The organism is Streptomyces sp. NPDC019396 (assembly GCF_040632375.1).
Classification (GTDB): domain Bacteria; phylum Actinomycetota; class Actinomycetes; order Streptomycetales; family Streptomycetaceae; genus Streptomyces.
In genome coordinates, this window is sequence record NZ_JBEYBS010000004.1 from 1 (window position 1) to 15,450 (window position 15,450).

Below are 15,450 nucleotides of genomic sequence, written 5' to 3' on the forward strand. Positions count from 1 at the left end.
GATGTCGAGACCAAGCAGGCCATGCGTCCGCGTGACGCCATGGCGTCGGCCGGCAAGACCCTGGTCGAGCTGTTCGGTCTGGCCCGTGAGCTCAACATCGACGCCGAGGGCATCGACATGGGCCCGTCCCCGACGGACGCCGCCCTTGCCGCCGACCTGGCGCTGCCGATCGAGGAGCTCGAGCTCACGGTCCGCTCCTACAACTGCCTCAAGCGCGAGGGCGTCCACTCGGTGGGTGAGCTTCTGTCGCGCTCCGAGGCCGACCTGCTCGACATCCGCAACTTCGGTGCGAAGTCGATCGACGAGGTCAAGGCGAAGCTGGCCGGCATGGGCCTGGCCCTCAAGGACAGCCCGCCCGGATTCGACCCGACCGCCGCCGCGGACGCCTTCGGCGCCGACGACAGCGCGGACGCGGGCTTCGTGGAGACCGAGCAGTACTGAGTGCACCGGGTCGCGGGGAACCAGGGTAGGCCGGAACAGCGTTGAGCACCGGCCTCCCGCACCTGGCTCCCCGTAGACCCACCGGCGGAGAAACAGGCGCCCAAGCCCTCCGGGCCTGATCAAGGGTGGCGAAGGCGGCCGCCGTCTCTACCGGGACGCACGACTGGCCACGTATGCCGGGGAACGAATCAGGGCCGGTCTTCCTTGCAGGAAGACCGGCCCTGACCTGGTGTTTCAGCTGTCGGGGCGGCGGGATTCGAACCCACGATCTCTTTGTCCCGAATCAGTTCCTGGGAGATCGCTCACCTGTGCCCTATGTGAAAGGTGGGGCCAGAGCGTTGGGCTGTGTCGGTTCCGCTGGCGCTTCAGGGACCTAACCTCAAGATCGTCTCCAGGATTTCTCCATGGAGCGTCAACCGGAGCCTCGGAGGCCAGGCCCGTCCGTGCCGGCTCGGAACAGTGATGTAAAGCTGCTGGAGACCGTGCAGAGCGGCATGGAAGGCCGCCGCGATCTCGCGTGCCTTCTCCTCGCTCTCGATCGCCCACATGGAGATGTGGTCAGGAGCGATTTGGCCTGCGTCACTGTGCCAGCGAGCACCAGGTGGGCGCCGAGATGTTCGGTGGCGAAGGCTTCGAACTCCCGCCCGGCAAATCGTGCGTGAACCGACTCGCGGCCGGGTGCTGGGTCTCTATTGAATCGTCAGCTGATTTCTTCTCCGCCGGAAGATCCCCCGCCCGTGTCGGTCATTGAGTGACTGTGTAGGAACTCGCTCCCGTCCCGGCGAGCCCACCGCCTTCGACGATCAGGTACTCCGGGCGGATGGGGCGCCCGTCGAGCCAGCACTCCAGGATTTCCCGCGTACCGGCCGCGTAGCGCGCCTGCGCTGAGAGGGTCGATCCGGACACGTGCGGCGTCATCGCCTCGTAGGGCATGGTGCGCCAGGGGTGGTCGGGCGGCGGCGGTTGCGGGTACCAGACGTCCCCGGCGTAACCGGCCAGTTGGCCGCTGCTGAGAGCCCGCACCACGGCGTCCCGGTTGACGATGAGCGCCCGTGCGGTGTTGACGATGTACGAGCCGCGCTTCATGATCCCGATCAGCTCGTCGTCGAAGAGGTTCCTCGTCTGTGGATGCAGCGGAGCATGGATCGAGAGCACATCGACGGAGGCGGCCAGCGAACGGGCGTCGGGATGCCAGGTCAGCTCCAGCTCCTCCTCGACCTCTTTGGCCAGCCGGTGCACGTCGCAGTAGTGCAGCGTGACGCCGAACGGCTTGAGGCGGCGCAGTACCGCCTTGCCGATTCGGCCGGAGCCGAGGACGCCGACGTCCATGCCTTCGAGGTCGTAGGAGCGCGAGACGCTGTCGGCGATGTTCCAGCCCTTCTTGGTGGTCACCCACTCGTGAGCGGGCATGTAGTTGTGCACCAGGGTGAGAATCTGCATCACCGCGTGCTCCGACACACTGATGCTGTTGCTGAATGTCACCTCGGCCACGGTCATGCCGTGAGCGATGGCGCTCGGCAGGTCGACGTGATCCGAGCCGATCCCCGCGGTGATCGCGAGCCTGAGCCGGGAAGCCGCGGCGATGCGTTCGGGGGTCAGATAGGCGGGCCAGAATGGCTGCGAGACGACCACGTCGGTGTCGGGAAGCTCACGGTCCAGGTCGGAGTCAGACCCCTCCTTGTCGCTCGTGACGACGAAGGTGTGACCCCGGTCTTCCAGAAACCGGCGCAGCCCCAGTTCTCCCGAGACGCAGCCGAGGAGGTGCCCCGGGGTGAAATCGATGGCCTGTGGGGTCGGCGCGGTCTGACCGTCCGGATAGCCGGTGATGGTGGGAATCCCGCCGCGGGCGTAGTCGGGGGGATAGCCGCCCACGGGGTCCGGGTAGAGCACCGCAAGGATTTTTGCCATGGCCGTCCTCCATCGGTAGGGCCACTGCTCCGGTGATGGGTGGATCACCGGTAAACCCATCGAACGCCGACGATCTTGAATCCTATCGAGTGTGCGTCGACGCTGCACCCCCAGAGGTAATAGGGAGGCCTTCCGGTGGATGGGGATGCGGCTATTTCAGTGAGCCTTTTCCATCTATCCCCGCGGCGCTACGGAAGCGGGACCCCTCGCGATGTCCGTACAAGTGAGCACCTCTTCGGCTTGTAGCGGATGGCGGGGCACAATCGACATGTCGCGCGTCGATCCCCCAGTGCCAGTTGTTGCGGACCATGTTTGCTACTTGGCTCTTTCAGCCGGGCGCAACGGGGCGGTACCCCAGGTGCGGCAGTCAGGATGAGCACCCGGTTCCGGTGGTTGCTGAGCCTGGCCCGGGATTCCGGCACGCGGGGCGGAGGCTCCAAGCGTGCTGAGGCGTGCCGCCTGAGAAACAGGTCAGGCCGGGTGCTGATCTATCAGCACCCGGCCTGACCTGGTGTTTCACTCTCGGGGTGGCGGGATTTGAACCCACGACCTCTTCGTCCCGAATGAGGTTCGAGCCGCACGTCCACACGACTGTCTCAAGAAATATGCAGGTCAGAGCCTCGGAGAGCGTTGGCTCCAGGAGGCTTCCAAGGGTCTCCTTGCCGGAATTTTCCCCCATAGTTCTCCCAGCGTGGCAGTGCCGCTTCAGACCGACGCGGACGCCCTGTCCCGTAGCCGAAGCTAGTGGCGCCACCGCTCGCGGTGTAGAGCAACACACGCAGGGTTGATGCCGTGCTTGGGGGGAGGTCCTCAGCTTCCCGCCCGGCTGCCCGTCCGGACGATGGTGAGGTCGTCGGTGAGGACGATGGCACCCCCGTCGAAGAGCACGTGGCAGGTCGGGCAGAGGCAGAGCACGTTTTCAGTTGTGTCGGGCCCGCTGTGCGGACTACCGAGCGCCTGAATGTGCGCACCCTCGCTGTACTTGCCGCCCGGTCGCTCGACCGGCAGGCCGCAAATCTGGCAGGCCTGGTCGTGCCAAGCCTTCACCTGCCGCTTTACGGTGCTGCTCCGCACGATGCGTTGGACGCTGCTGGTCACGCGCTCCGGGCTCTCGTTCCCGGCCAGCGGCTGCGGCGTGCTCACGCCGGTCGGCGCCGGGTCCGCGATGGGTAGCGTCTGCTGGACCGTCGGCGGGACGGGGGTGTCCTCGTATGCCTCCTGGTCGGCTACCTGCAGGGCCCCGTGATGGGTCATTATCGGCCGTTTCGTGTGGGGCAAGGGTGGGTGGCAGGCCCCGCGGAGCGATGAGGAGCGCCGGAGCGGTGGCGGAGAACTGACGGTTCCGTCGGGGGTATCGGTCGCTCCGGCCGGTGTCCCAGGGCCCGTGGACCGGAGCTTGGGCGCCCGTATCACCTCCACTGAGCTGCATTCTTGCCCGTCAGTGACCGCTCAGTTACTGCGCTGTCCGGCATTAGGGGCGTCGAGACCGGCCGTGCCGCAGGTCCTCGTACGGAGGGGGAACGCCGGGGCGCCCTGCCCGCGCACCTCTCCGGCAGGCTCGGACGCCTGTCCGGATAGCGGCCATCCGGCGGCGTGGCCGATTCTGCAGCCGGGCGTCGGCGGGGAGTTGGCAGGGGGGTGGAGCGGAGGACATCATCCTTCCTCGTGCGATCTGACTATCTGTTCGGGAGTAAGAAATGTGTTCGGCAATAGCCGCCGCATAAGCCTCCCAGGCGCCTTGAGGCGCCGCTAGATGCCACGAAGTGCCATTCCCGGTGGGCGCGAGTTCCGCACGCGCTCCCGCCTGGCACGCCGTTCCTAAGCAGCTGCCCTCTCGCACACTCACGCCTCCGTTCATTCGATTTCACCGTAGTGGAGTTCTTGACCTTCATGTACAGACGCTCGAAGTCCCTCACCTTCACCGCTGTGGCCGTAGTGATGTGCACCGCCGGTTTCGTCCCATCGGTCGGCCACGCCGCCGAAGTTCCCACCGGGGTTCCCGCCGGGGAGGCGGTGCGCTCCTACGCCGAAAACCACGGACTCACCGCGGCCGATGTCGTGCGCATCAACACCCTGAACGAGAAGGCGCTGAGCCTCGGGCAGCCCGGAAAGCCCACGGGATCCGTGCCGCCGAACGCCTCCGCGCCCTCCAGGGCCACGGCGGGCGGCGGGATGGAGACCCCGCCGGCGGAGCCGCTGGACCGGATGCCCGACCCGTACCAGGTTTACGGAGGCAGGGCCTCGACCGCGGTCGGCAACTACATACGCAAGTGGCAGCAGGTGTACAGCCAGCGCGACGGTCAGCGGCAGCAGATGACCAAAGCGCAGCGAGAGGCACTCGCCTACGGCTGCGTCGGCGTCACGTGGGTGAATTCCGGAAACTACCCGACGAACAAGCTGGGTTTTGCGTTCTTCGACGAGAACAAGTACAAGGACGCTGTCAAGAACACCAGCCCCCACCCCGGTGAAACCCAGGCCGAATTCGAGGGGCGCATAGCCAAGCAGAGCTTCGACGAGGAGAAGGGCTTCAAGCGGGCTCGCGATGTCGCGTCCGTCATGAACAAGGCCCTCGAAGGCTCCGGCGACGAGAACGCCTACCTCACCAAACTCAAGGCGGAGCTCGGCAAGACGAACGACGCCCTGGTCAACGAGGACGGCCGCTCGAACTTCTACGCGGCGCTGCGCAACACGCCGTCGTTCAGGGACAAGAACGGAGGAAACTCCGATCCCTCCAAGATGAAGGCCGTCATCTACTCGAAGCACTTCTGGAGTGCCCAGGACCCGCGCAGTTCCGCCGACAAGAGGAAGTTCGGCGACCCCGAGGGCTTCCGCCCCAGCCAGGCCACCGGCCTCGTCGACATGTCGAAGGACCGGAACACCTCGCGCAGCGCCACCAAGCCCGGCGAGAGCTTCGTCAACTTCGACTACGGCTGGTTCGGCGACCAGAAGGAGCCCGCTGCCGACAAGACGATCTGGACCCACGCCAACCACTTCCACAACCCCAATGGCGACATGGGTCCGATGAACGTGTACGAGAGCAGGTTCCAGAACTGGTCGTCCGGCTACGCCGACTTCGACCGCGGCGCCTACATGGTCACCTTCATCCCGAAGAGCTGGAACACCGCACCCGACAAGGTGACGCAGGGCTGGCGGTAACCGTCCGCCGCTCCCGTACACTCTTGGCGCCCAGGAGTGCCTTCTGCCAGCGTGCTGAGGGCAGGGCGACCGCTCTCCTGATCCACCAAGGGCGAGGCTCCCCGGAACCGTGTTCCGGGGAGCCTCGCCCTTGGTACCCCCCGTAAGCAGCGCCGGCAGCCGGACCGCAGAATCCCGCGGTTCTCCCACCCGATGGTCCCCATCGCCGCACGGGCTGCGGCACAGCCACAAGACGATGACGGATGAGCTGAGGACGCCGCCGAAGGTGAAGGACGAGCGGACGGGGCACGAGGACGGGTCGGTCCAGGCCCGGTACTCCCACATCACCGCGGAGATGCGCCGGGAGCTTCTCGGCGGTCTGACCGGCATGTGGGAGGAGTCGCTCGACGCGCGCCGGCGGATGGCGCCGGGGTCGCCCGTGGCCGTCCTCGACGCGCTGCTGCGGGGCCGCGCGTAGGAGCGAGCGGGGGAGCCGTTTCGGCGGAGATTCCTCCCAGGATTCTCCCGAGAGGGTGGGGAGAAACAAGCAGAGCCGGTGTCTTTTGCAAGACACCGGCTCTGACCTGGTATTTTAGCGTCGGGGTGGCGGGATTTGAACCCACGACCTCTTCGTCCCGAACGAAGCGCGCTGCCAAGCTGCGCTACACCCCGATGTCGCTCGCTCTCGCGGCGACGTCGATTACTTTAGCCCACCAGCGCCCGGAGACGAAATCCGGTTTTCCGGGCTACCAGGTGGCACGTCGCTGCAGGTCGTCCCGATCCGGTGGGCCGATCCGGTGGGCCGGCGGGGGAGCCGGTGGGCGGGTCGAGGGCGGGTACTTAAGGGCGCGGGGTCAGGGTCAGCAGGGTGGCCTCCGGAGGGCAGGCGAAGCGGACCGGGGTGTAGCGGTTGGTGCCGCAGCCTGCGGAGACGTGGAGGTATGCGGTCCGGCCGGTCGATGTATGGGTGGACAGGCCCCGGGCTCGGTCCGTATCGAGGTCGCAGTTGGTGACCAGGGCGCCGTAGAAGGGGATGCGGAGCTGGCCGCCGTGGGTGTGGCCGGCGAGGACCAGGGGGTATCCGTCGGCTGTGAAGGCGTCCAGGGTGCGCAGGTAGGGGGCGTGGACGACGGCCATGGAGAAGTCGGCGTCCCGGGCCGGGCCGCCGGCGACGTGGGCGTAGCGGTCCCGTTTGATGTGGGGGTCGTCCAGGCCGGTGAAGGCGAGCTCGATGCCGCCGTCCAGCTTGAGCCGGCCCCGTGCGTTGCTCAGGCCCAGCCAGCCTGCCGCGTCGAAGGCGTCGCGCAGGTCCTCCCACGGATTGTGGACGACGCCGACCGCGGGAGCGTTGCCGTTGAGGCCGTGGCGGCCCTGGGCCTTCTCGAGCAGGTAGCGGGCGGGGTTGCGCAGCCTCGGGCCGTAGTAGTCGTTGGAGCCGAAGACGTAGACGCCGGGGAAGTCGAAGAGCGGGCCCAGCGCGTCCAGTACCTCGGGTACGCCCTCGGTGTCCGAGAGGTTGTCGCCCGTGTTGACGACGAGGTCGGGTCGCAGGCTCGCCAGCGACTGGAGCCAGGCGCGCTTCTTGTTCTGGCCGCACACCATGTGGATGTCGGAGACCTGGAGCACACGCAGGGGGCGCATCCCACGGGGCAGGACGGGGATCGTCACACGCCGGAGCCGGAAGGAGCGGGCTTCGTATCCGGCGGCGTAGGCGAGGCCTGCGGCGCCGACGGCCGTGATGGTGAGGGGGACTCCGTAGCGTGCGCGCATGCGTCCATCGTTGCAGACAGGCCCGTGTGGTCATGCGACCCGTACCCGTCCCTGACTGCCCGGAAGGGAAGCAGGAGCAGCAGGGCCAGGGAGATCCATACATAGGCGTTGCTGCCGATGATGCCGGGGATGCCGCCCTGGTTCCATCGCCAAAGCCAGACGATGCTGCTGCAGAGCAGCAGATAGCTGGTCGCGGCGGCCAGCAGCAGCCGCTTGCGCCGTTCCCCGCCCGGCGCGGAGCGCAGCCCGGCGTCCACGAGCACCGCTATGCCGGGGATCAGCCACACCAGGTGGTGCACCCAGGTGACGGGGCTCACCAGGCAGGCGGTGATACCCGTCAGGGCGAAGCCGGCCAGTTCGTCACCGGCCGCGACGGCGCGTCTGGCGCGCCAGACCCACAGGGACAGCAGCAGCAGGACGCCGAGGGCCCAGATGGCTCGGCTCGGCTCGGCGAAGGGCTCGGTGAGCCGGGCCAGCATGCCCTGCCAGGACTGGTTGGACACGAAGGCGAGAGAGCCGACACGGTCGGTGTTCCACATCGCCTCGGTCCAGAACGTCCGTGACGCTTCCCGGTCCGCCCAGGCGGCGAGTGCGGTCGCCCCGCCCGCGACGGCGATGGCCGTACCGGCCGCCCGCAGCCTCCGGGTGACCAGCAGATAGACGATGAAGATCGCCGGGGTGAGCTTGATCGCGGCGGCGAGCCCGATGCCGAGCCCTGCCAGCCGGTGCAGTCGGCGGGCCCGCGCCGTGGCCGAGGTCAGCAGCCAGGCGTCGGCGAGGACGAGCGCCAGCAGCAGCAGATTGACCTGGCCGAAGCTCGCGGTGTCGCGCACCGGCTCCATCCAGGCGAAGAGGCAGGCCAGGACGGCATAAGTGAACCACCGGGTCCAGCCCTCGCGACGGATCGTGGCATCGGCGCAGATGTAGAGGATGACCGCCGCAGCCACGATGTTCAGCGACTGGCTGATCGCTATGGCGCTGTACCAGCCGACCGCCATCATCGGCAGCATGACCAGCGCCGCGAAGGGCGGGTAGGTGAAGCCGTAGTGCGTGCCTGGCTTGAGGTAGTCGTAGATCCGGCCGCCTTCCCCCCAGTAGCCGACGGCGCCGTAATAGACCTTCAGGTCGAACCAGTGGCGGTGCAGCGGTACGAAGATGAGAAAAGCTGCGACAACGGCAGTGAGGGCGAATGCCGCGGAGACCCTGCCCAGGGCGGTGGACGGCGGTCTCATGCGGGGCTCCCCAGCAGTTCGGTACGGCGGCGCGGTCCCGAGGAACCCCGGGCGGCCGGCCGGTTGGCGCACCACGACACGCGTACGGCTGCCGCGCCGCCGCCGACAGCGAGCATCAACTGTGCGCGGTGGGGTGCGAATCCGCTCGGCAGTACGGCGAGCGCCAGCACACCGCTTGCCACGGCCGCGGCGCGACGCAGCCGTACCGAGCCGTTGGGCGCGGCGGCGGCGATCAGGAACAGCCCCCACAGTACATACCAAGGGCGGAACGCCGGTCTGAGGAGGGCGAGTGCGGTCAGGCCCGGACCGAGCGCGTAGACCGGGCGGCGTCGGTGGTGCCACCGCCAGAAGGCGATCACGGCGAGCACCGTAGTGGCGGTATCGGCTGGCTGCCAGGCTGGAACGGTGAATTCCGGGAGGCTGCTACCGGCGCTCTCCAGCCCGGCTCCTGTCCTTCGGCCGCGTGACGGATCCGGGGTGGAGGGCACGCCGCTGTGCAGCTGGGGCCGCGGCCGTAGCCGTTCCCGCTGTGGCGGCACCAGTCCCGCCAGCCGCGTGGGTGGATACGCGAAGGCCGGCCGGCATGGCGAAATGCGCGGGCGGCGCAGGGCGCGTACCTGCCACAATCAAGGGCATGACCACGCTCAAGTCCAAGCTTCACGATGACCTCACCGACGCGATCAAGGCGCGCGACGAACTGCGCTCGTCGACGCTCCGGCTGACCCTCGCCGCGATCACCAAGGAGGAGGTCGCGGGCAAGGAGGCGCGCGAGCTCTCCGATGACGAGGTCCAGAAGGTGATCGCCAAGGAGGCCAAGAAGCGCCGCGAGGCGGCCGAGGCCTTCACTCAGGGCGGTCGTACCGAGCAGGCGGAGCGGGAGCGGCAGGAGGGCGAGCTCCTCGACGCCTACCTGCCGAAGCAGATGTCGGACGACGAGCTGAACGCCGTCGTGGCACAGGCCGTCGAGGAGGCTCGTACGGCGGGTGCCGAGGGGCCTCGCGCCATGGGTGCCGTCATGAAGATCGTGAACCCGAAGGTGGCAGGCAAGGCCGAGGGCGGCCGGGTCGCGGCTGCGGTCAAGAAGCTGCTGGCGGGCTGATCAGGAAGCCTCTGTGAGGTTTTCACAGGATCCAGGAGCCCTCCGCCAAGGGCCTGCGGAGTGGGGCGGGAGTAGAACTCCCGCCCCACTCCGCAGCTCCTAGTCCCGGCCCCCGGTGTCGTTGGCGGGCCCGCCGTCCGAGCCGCCGATGATGCCGGGCGGAAGGGAGATACCGGGGATGGGGCCCTGGTCGCCGTCGTCGTCACGTCCCCTGTCACGGTCGCGCTTGCGCCGTTTCCGGTCGCCGTCTCCGTCGCGCTCCTGCTCGTCTCCGTCGCGCGCCTCACCGCGCGGCAGGTCGACGGCGGTGAAGGACGGGGTCTCGGACGCGTCCAGCGCCCCGGTCATCGCGATCTTCCAGATCGGGCCCGGCAGACAGCCACCGCAGACCTTGTCGTAGTACTGGCCGCCGATCCGGATGTTGAACATCGGCGTCTTCTCGCCGACGTCGTCACCGACCCACACAGCGGTGGAGAGGTTCGGCGTGTATCCGACGAACCAGGCGTCCTTACGATCGTTGGTGGTACCCGTCTTGCCCGCGTTGTCCCGGTCGCTGAGCCCGGCCTGGGTGCCGGTGCCGTCCTCGACCACGCCCTTGAGCATCTGGTTGACGGTGTCCGCGGTGTGCTCGCTCATCGCCTTGGAGCACTCGGACTTCGGCACCCTGAGGTTCTTGCCCTCCGCCGTGGTCACCGACTCGATGGCGACCGGCGAGCAGTACGTGCCGCGGTTGGCGAAGGTGGCGTAGACGGCGGCCATCGACAGCGGGGTGCTCTCGATGGAGCCGAGGGTGATCGAGGGGTTCTCTGTGATCTTCTTGCCGTTGCCCGTCTTGTAGCCCACCTTCTTCGCCATCTCGACCGTCTCGCAGAGCCCGGTCATCTGCTCCAGTTTGGCGAAGTAGGTGTTGATGGACTTGCCGAGAGCGCTCGTCATGTCCCAGCTGCCGGTCTCCGACTCCAGCTCGTTCTGCACGGGCCAGGTGCCGCTCCCGGCAGGGGCGCCCGAGCACTCGGTGAAGGAGCTCATGGGCATGGAGATCTTCCAGCCGCTGGAGAACGACTGGGCCGGGCTGAGCCCCTTCTCCAGCGCCGCCGCCGCCGTGATCGGCTTGAAGGTCGAGCCGACCTGGAAGCCGTAGGTCGTGCCGCCCATCTTGCTGCCGACGGACAGGTTGAGCACTGTCTCGTGACGGTTCTGATCGAGGCCGTACGGGCGCGACTGCCCCATCGACAGGATCTTGCCGGTGCCCGGCTGGAGCTGGACGACGGCCGCCGCGACCTTGTCGTCCTTGTTGACCTTCGCCGTGGCGGCTTCGTTGGCGGCCTTCTGCGCCTGCGGGTCGAGCGTGGTCCTGATGGTCAGACCGCCGAGGTCCCACAGCTTCTGGCGTTCCTCCGCCGACTTTCCGAACGCCGGGTCGGAGAGCACCGTCTTGCGCACGTAGTCGCAGAAGAAGCCCGCACCGTCGACGGACGTGATGCAGCCGTTCTTGGGCCTGCTGACGTTGAGCGTGATCGCCTTGGCCTTGGCCTTGTCCGCCTCCTGCTGCGAGATGGCACGGACGTCGGCCATCCGCTGCAACACCGTGTTGCGCCGAATGGTGGCCGTCTTCTTGTCGTTGACCGGGTCGTACTTGCTGGGGGACTGCACGATCCCCGCCAGCAGAGCCGACTCCTCCAGGTTCAGGTCCTTGGCGGACTTGGAGAAGTAGCGCTTGGAAGCCGCCTCGACGCCGTACGCCTGCTGGCCGAAGAAGGTGATGTTGAGGTAGTTCTCGAGGATCTTCTTCTTCCCGAGCTCCTCCTCGACCTGGATCGCGTACTTGAGCTCGCGGACCTTGCGGCCGATGGTCTGCTGGGTGGCCTGGGCGACCTTGTCCGGATCGTCCCCGGCCTCCTCGACGAAGACGTTCTTGACGTACTGCTGGGTGAGGGTGGAGCCGCCCTGCTTGACGGTGCCCCCCTGGGCGTTCCGGTTGGCCGCACGCAGCAGGCCCTTCAGGTCGACCGCGCCGTGGTTGTAGAAGCGCGCGTCCTCGATCGCGACGATCGCCCGCTGCATATGAGGGGAGATGTCCTTGAGGGGGACGACCGTGCGGTCGCGGGAGTAGACGGTGGCGATCTGGTCGCCTTCGGCGTCCAGGATCGTGGTGCGCTGACTGAGCGGGGGCGTCTTCAGGTTGGCGGGAATCGTGTCGAAACCCTCGACGGTCCCCTTGGCCGCGAGACCCAGTGCGCCGGCGGCAGGCAGGGCGAGGCCCGCCATCACTGCTCCGGAGAGCACACTGACGCCGATGAACTTGGCGGCCTGCTGGGTCCCTGTCAGACCTCCGCCCGAGCGCTTGTTTGCCATGGGGGCAGCCTAATCCGTCATGCGGGGCGTGCCGCAGGAGCGGGGGGCCTCTGGAGGTGTTCGAGTACCAGACCGTGACATCCGAGGCCAGGAGGTTCGAGGTTTACGCGACTCGAACGGCAAGGAGATGGTCTGGTGTGACCGGCAGCCAGGGGCTGCCGTGTGTGTGCGAGCAGCGGGGCGACAGTGAACGGCTGTGGGGCGGCGTCCTGGTGTGACCGGTGAGGAGTGACACGTGTGACCCGTGATGCCGACGTTCTCATTCTCCGGACACGCAGACAGGCATTGGCCTAAGCTGCCCTCAACTGTCACGGCAATGCGGTCGCGTATCAATACCCCCGCCGCCCCCTGCGGACACCTTCAAGGCAAGCTCAGGGCATTTCCCAAGCTGTTCCCAGGCGCGCCTTCATGAAAGTCAGGCTGAATGCCGGAATAGTCGCTTATGCCCTCCGCTCACTCCCCTGGGTGATCTGCCGCGTACCCATAGTCCGTTCGGGCCATTCAAGATTGGGCCCGAAGGGGGTGTTGCGCTGTGCCCGCCTTCCGTAACGTCCTCAACTGGCAGCGGTGAATATGCCGCTTGCCGCCGTGGGGGAGCCTCGATTCGGGAGAGGACGGCGCCGGAATGGGCTGGGTAACCGACTGGAGTGCGCAGGCAGCCTGCCGCACTACCGATCCGGATGAACTGTTCGTGCAAGGAGCGGCGCAGAACAGGGCCAAGGCAGTATGCACCGGATGTCCGGTGCGTACCGAGTGCCTGGCTGATGCGCTCGACAATCGTGTCGAATTCGGCGTTTGGGGCGGAATGACCGAGAGGGAGCGGCGCGCACTGCTGCGCAGGCGCCCCACGGTCACCTCTTGGCGCAGGCTCCTTGAGACCGCGCGTACCGAGTACGAGCGGAGCGCGGGCCTCCTGCCCGTGGGCCTGGAGGACGACGAGACGTACGAGACGTATGCGGCAGTCGGGTAGGTAGTCGAAGCAGGCAGTCGGCTCGGCTGTCGGTCAGGTCCCGTCCGGTCCGGGCGGGGCGTGTGCTCGGCAAGCCCCCACGCCTGTCCGGCTGCCTAGCGCGCAGCTCCGGCCGGAGCACCACCGGTCGCGAGCTGCTCACCGATGGCTCTGAGCCCCGCGAGGTCGTGCACATCGCCGGGCAGGGCCCCCACTTCGGCCACTGCGACCTCCGGATGGAGTGTCCTGAACCGGTCGCGGGTCCGCTGCTCACGGGCGAGCACCTGCATCCGTTCGGCATGCAGGCGCAGCAGACCCGCGGTCAGTTGTTCCGTGGGAGCGGTGGGAGCCGTAGGAGAACGTACGGGGGCTTCTGAGTCCTCAGGACTGGACTCCACGGTGGGAGAGGTGCCCGTGGAGCCACGAACACCAGTCTTCCCGGGCTCCTGATCCACAATGCCGGCCTCATCAAGATTTTCCGCGGCGGCAAGCGCCCGCTCGGCCGACAGGCTGGCAGCCCCGCTTCCGTGCACCCGGTTGAGCACCAGCCCAGCCAGCGGCATCTCCTCCGCCGCCAGCCGTTCCACGAAGTACGCAGCCTCGCGCAGCGCGTCCCGCTCCGGGGCGGCGACCACCAGGAACGCGGTGCCGGGCGCCTGGAGCAGGCGATAGGTGGCATCCGCGCGGGTACGGAAGCCGCCGAACATCGTGTCCATGGCAGCGATGAAGGTCTGGACGTCCCGCAGCAGCTGACCGCCCAGCAGCTTCCCGAGCGTGCCGGTCATCATCGACATGCCGACGTTCAGGAACTTCATCCCGGCCCGGCCGCCCATCTTCGCAGGGGTCATCAGCAGCTTGATGAACTTGCCGTCCAGGAACGACCCGAGCCGTTTGGGAGCGTCCAGGAAGTCCAGGGCCGAGCGCGACGGCGGCGTGTCGACCACGATCAGGTCCCACTCCTCGCGGGCCCGGAGCTGCCCCAGCTTCTCCATCGCCATGTACTCCTGCGTGCCCGCGAAGCCTGCCGACAGGGACTGGTAGAAGGGGTTCTCCAGGATCGCGCGGGCCCGCGCCGGATCCGCATGCGCCTCGACGATCTCGTCGAAGGTCCGCTTCATGTCCAGCATCATCGCGTACAGCTCGCCCTCGCCCGGGATGCCGTCGACCCGGCGCGGGATGTTGTCGAGCAGATCGATACCCATCGACTGGGCGAGCCTGCGCGCCGGGTCGATGGTCAGCACGACCGCCTTGCGCCCGCGCTCCGCCGCCCGTACGCCCAGGGCGGCCGCAGTCGTGGTCTTGCCCACGCCGCCCGCGCCGCAGCACACGATGATGCGGGTGCCCGGGTCGTCGAGCAGCGGGTCGATGGCGAGTGACGGCCCGTCTTCCAGGGAGCTGCCTTGTGTCATGGACGGCGGCGTCATCCGTTCTCCCAGCTGTTCCCGTTGTCCCTGTCGCTGCTGTCGCCGACGTCACCGTTCATACCGGTGTCGCCGTTCACGCCCAGTTTCCGCAGCTCGGTGGCGAGCTGGTACAGCCCGGCGATGTCGACTCCTTCGCTCAGCAGCGGCAGCTCATACGTCGGCAGACCCAGCGAGCCGAGCGCGGTGCGCTGCTCGCGCTCCAGCTCCACACGCTGCGCGTGTTCGGCGGCCTGCTCGAGTAGCGGGCCGACCAGCCTGGCCGCCCCGCTCACCCCGGCAGCCGTCAGCGACTTGGCGATGTCCTTGCGACGGGCGGCGGTCGCCGCCGTACGGACCGCCTCCTCGTCCAGAATGTGCGGCCGCACCATGTTGACGATCACGTTCCCGGTGGGGAGATCCGCTTCACGGAGCTCGGCGATGCCGTCCGCGGTCTCCTGGACGGGCATCTCCTCCAGCAGGGTCACCAAGTGGACAGCGGTCTCGGGGGACTTGAGGACCCGCATCACGGCCTGGGCCTGATTGTGTATCGGACCGATCTTGGCCAGCCCCGCCACCTCGTCGTTGACGTTCAGGAATCGGGTGATCCGGCCGGTGGGCGGGGCGTCCATCACGACGTAGTCGTAGGCGTAACGGCCCTGGCCGTTCTTCGAGTCGGAGGTGCGGCGACGTACGGCCTCGCAGGCCTTGCCGGTCAGCAGCACGTCCCGGACACCAGGAGCGACGGTGGTCGCGAAGTCGATCGCACCGAGCTTCTTCAGCGCCCGGCCCGCGGTACCCAGCTTGTAGAACATGTGGAGGTAGTCGAGCAGCGCCCGCTCGGCGTCGATGGCCAGCGCGAAGACCTCGCCACCACCCGGAGCGACCGCGATCTTGCGTTCCTCGTACGGCAACGCCTCCGTCTCGAATAGCTGTGCGATGCCCTGTCTGCCCTCGACCTCCACAAGAAGTGTGCGCTTCCCCTCGGTGGCGAGGGCGAGCGCAAGGGCGGCGGCGACCGTCGTCTTACCGGTACCGCCCTTGCCGCTGACGACCTGAAGCCTGCTCACGTCTTCGAGCCTAACCAGTCGGCCCGTGCGCTACGCACGAGACCCAGGACCCTTGTGGTCCCGCGTCACGAGACCGTGCGCCCGGGCGGCT

At 67.7% G+C, this 15,450-nt stretch carries 13 protein-coding genes and 1 tRNA gene; 5 read left to right on the forward strand and 9 right to left on the reverse strand.

Annotation, left to right across the window (positions count from 1 at the left end; all coding sequences use genetic code 11):
- Positions 1-441 (forward strand): DNA-directed RNA polymerase subunit alpha C-terminal domain-containing protein (locus ABZ532_RS05445; protein ID WP_361279772.1); only part of this gene is annotated, 441 nt, incomplete at its 5' end.
- A 744-nt stretch (positions 442-1,185) separates the two neighbouring features.
- Here the strand turns inward: ABZ532_RS05445 and ABZ532_RS05450 are convergent.
- Positions 1,186-2,349, reverse strand: a complete 1,164-nt coding sequence (locus ABZ532_RS05450; protein WP_361279773.1) for an NAD-dependent formate dehydrogenase — start codon at positions 2,347-2,349, stop codon at positions 1,186-1,188.
- A gap of 810 nt (positions 2,350-3,159) precedes the next feature.
- A complete protein-coding gene (locus tag ABZ532_RS05455) occupies positions 3,160-3,603 on the reverse strand; it encodes an HNH endonuclease (RefSeq protein WP_361279774.1) in 444 nt (147 codons plus the stop codon).
- 636 nt (positions 3,604-4,239) lie between these two features.
- Between ABZ532_RS05455 and ABZ532_RS05460 the strand changes: the two genes are divergently transcribed.
- The gene (locus tag ABZ532_RS05460; RefSeq protein ID WP_361279775.1) at positions 4,240-5,505 is read left to right on the forward strand and encodes a protein-glutamine gamma-glutamyltransferase; all 1,266 of its coding nucleotides are present in this window, start codon (positions 4,240-4,242) and stop codon (positions 5,503-5,505) included.
- A gap of 235 nt (positions 5,506-5,740) precedes the next feature.
- Positions 5,741-5,962 (forward strand): hypothetical protein, encoded by a 222-nt coding sequence (locus ABZ532_RS05465; protein WP_361279776.1) that lies wholly within the window; start codon positions 5,741-5,743, stop codon positions 5,960-5,962.
- A 120-nt stretch (positions 5,963-6,082) separates the two neighbouring features.
- On the opposite strand, the gene ABZ532_RS05470 is transcribed toward ABZ532_RS05465, so the two are convergent.
- The 4 genes from ABZ532_RS05470 to ABZ532_RS05485 form a co-directional block, all read right to left on the reverse strand.
- Positions 6,083-6,156, reverse strand: a tRNA-Pro gene (locus ABZ532_RS05470).
- 168 nt (positions 6,157-6,324) lie between these two features.
- Positions 6,325-7,254 carry a metallophosphoesterase gene (locus ABZ532_RS05475; protein WP_361279777.1) on the reverse strand — a complete coding sequence of 310 codons (930 nt, stop codon included), beginning with the start codon at positions 7,252-7,254 and terminating at the stop codon, positions 6,325-6,327.
- Positions 7,149-8,486, reverse strand: a complete 1,338-nt coding sequence (locus ABZ532_RS05480) for a glycosyltransferase 87 family protein (protein WP_361279779.1) — start codon at positions 8,484-8,486, stop codon at positions 7,149-7,151. The genes ABZ532_RS05475 and ABZ532_RS05480 overlap by 106 nt, the downstream gene beginning before the upstream one ends.
- Complete coding sequence (locus tag ABZ532_RS05485; RefSeq protein ID WP_361279780.1) at positions 8,483-8,845, reverse strand: hypothetical protein; 363 nt, start codon at positions 8,843-8,845, stop codon at positions 8,483-8,485. Before ABZ532_RS05485 ends, ABZ532_RS05480 begins: the two co-directional genes overlap by 4 nt.
- A gap of 275 nt (positions 8,846-9,120) precedes the next feature.
- On the opposite strand from ABZ532_RS05485, the gene ABZ532_RS05490 reads away from it, so the two are divergent.
- Entirely contained in the window at positions 9,121-9,585 is a 465-nt protein-coding gene (locus ABZ532_RS05490; RefSeq protein WP_361279781.1) for a GatB/YqeY domain-containing protein, read from the forward strand.
- A 99-nt stretch (positions 9,586-9,684) separates the two neighbouring features.
- On the opposite strand, the gene ABZ532_RS05495 is transcribed toward ABZ532_RS05490, so the two are convergent.
- Positions 9,685-11,940: a transglycosylase domain-containing protein gene (locus ABZ532_RS05495; RefSeq protein ID WP_361279783.1), complete on the reverse strand. Its 2,256-nt coding sequence runs from the start codon at positions 11,938-11,940 to the stop codon at positions 9,685-9,687.
- A gap of 625 nt (positions 11,941-12,565) precedes the next feature.
- On the opposite strand from ABZ532_RS05495, the gene ABZ532_RS05500 reads away from it, so the two are divergent.
- Positions 12,566-12,910 carry a WhiB family transcriptional regulator gene (locus ABZ532_RS05500; RefSeq protein ID WP_030353248.1) on the forward strand — a complete coding sequence of 115 codons (345 nt, stop codon included), beginning with the start codon at positions 12,566-12,568 and terminating at the stop codon, positions 12,908-12,910.
- 95 nt (positions 12,911-13,005) lie between these two features.
- Here ABZ532_RS05500 and ABZ532_RS05505 read toward each other — a convergent pair whose 3' ends face one another.
- Together ABZ532_RS05505 and ABZ532_RS05510 are read right to left on the reverse strand one after the other, a co-directional pair.
- Positions 13,006-14,313, reverse strand: a complete 1,308-nt coding sequence (locus ABZ532_RS05505) for an ArsA family ATPase (RefSeq protein ID WP_361279784.1) — start codon at positions 14,311-14,313, stop codon at positions 13,006-13,008.
- The gene (locus ABZ532_RS05510; RefSeq protein ID WP_361279785.1) at positions 14,310-15,359 is read right to left on the reverse strand and encodes an ArsA-related P-loop ATPase; all 1,050 of its coding nucleotides are present in this window, start codon (positions 15,357-15,359) and stop codon (positions 14,310-14,312) included. Before ABZ532_RS05510 ends, ABZ532_RS05505 begins: the two co-directional genes overlap by 4 nt.
- Between the last annotated feature and the right edge of the window lie 91 nt (positions 15,360-15,450).

What these genes read in the sequence shown, in the direction of transcription:
- ABZ532_RS05475 (WP_361279777.1), bottom strand. Translation starts at nt 7,254, where the DNA reads ATGCGCGCACGCTACGGAGTCCCCCTCACCATCACGGCCGTCGGCGCC.
- ABZ532_RS05450 (WP_361279773.1), bottom strand. Translation starts at nt 2,349, where the DNA reads ATGGCAAAAATCCTTGCGGTGCTCTACCCGGACCCCGTGGGCGGCTAT.
- ABZ532_RS05455 (WP_361279774.1), bottom strand. Translation starts at nt 3,603, where the DNA reads ATGACCCATCACGGGGCCCTGCAGGTAGCCGACCAGGAGGCATACGAG.
- ABZ532_RS05465 (WP_361279776.1), top strand. Translation starts at nt 5,741, where the DNA reads ATGACGGATGAGCTGAGGACGCCGCCGAAGGTGAAGGACGAGCGGACG.
- ABZ532_RS05460 (WP_361279775.1), top strand. Translation starts at nt 4,240, where the DNA reads ATGTACAGACGCTCGAAGTCCCTCACCTTCACCGCTGTGGCCGTAGTG.
- ABZ532_RS05490 (WP_361279781.1), top strand. Translation starts at nt 9,121, where the DNA reads ATGACCACGCTCAAGTCCAAGCTTCACGATGACCTCACCGACGCGATC.
- ABZ532_RS05480 (WP_361279779.1), bottom strand. Translation starts at nt 8,486, where the DNA reads ATGAGACCGCCGTCCACCGCCCTGGGCAGGGTCTCCGCGGCATTCGCC.
- ABZ532_RS05505 (WP_361279784.1), bottom strand. Translation starts at nt 14,313, where the DNA reads ATGACGCCGCCGTCCATGACACAAGGCAGCTCCCTGGAAGACGGGCCG.
- ABZ532_RS05500 (WP_030353248.1), top strand. Translation starts at nt 12,566, where the DNA reads ATGGGCTGGGTAACCGACTGGAGTGCGCAGGCAGCCTGCCGCACTACC.
- ABZ532_RS05495 (WP_361279783.1), bottom strand. Translation starts at nt 11,940, where the DNA reads ATGGCAAACAAGCGCTCGGGCGGAGGTCTGACAGGGACCCAGCAGGCC.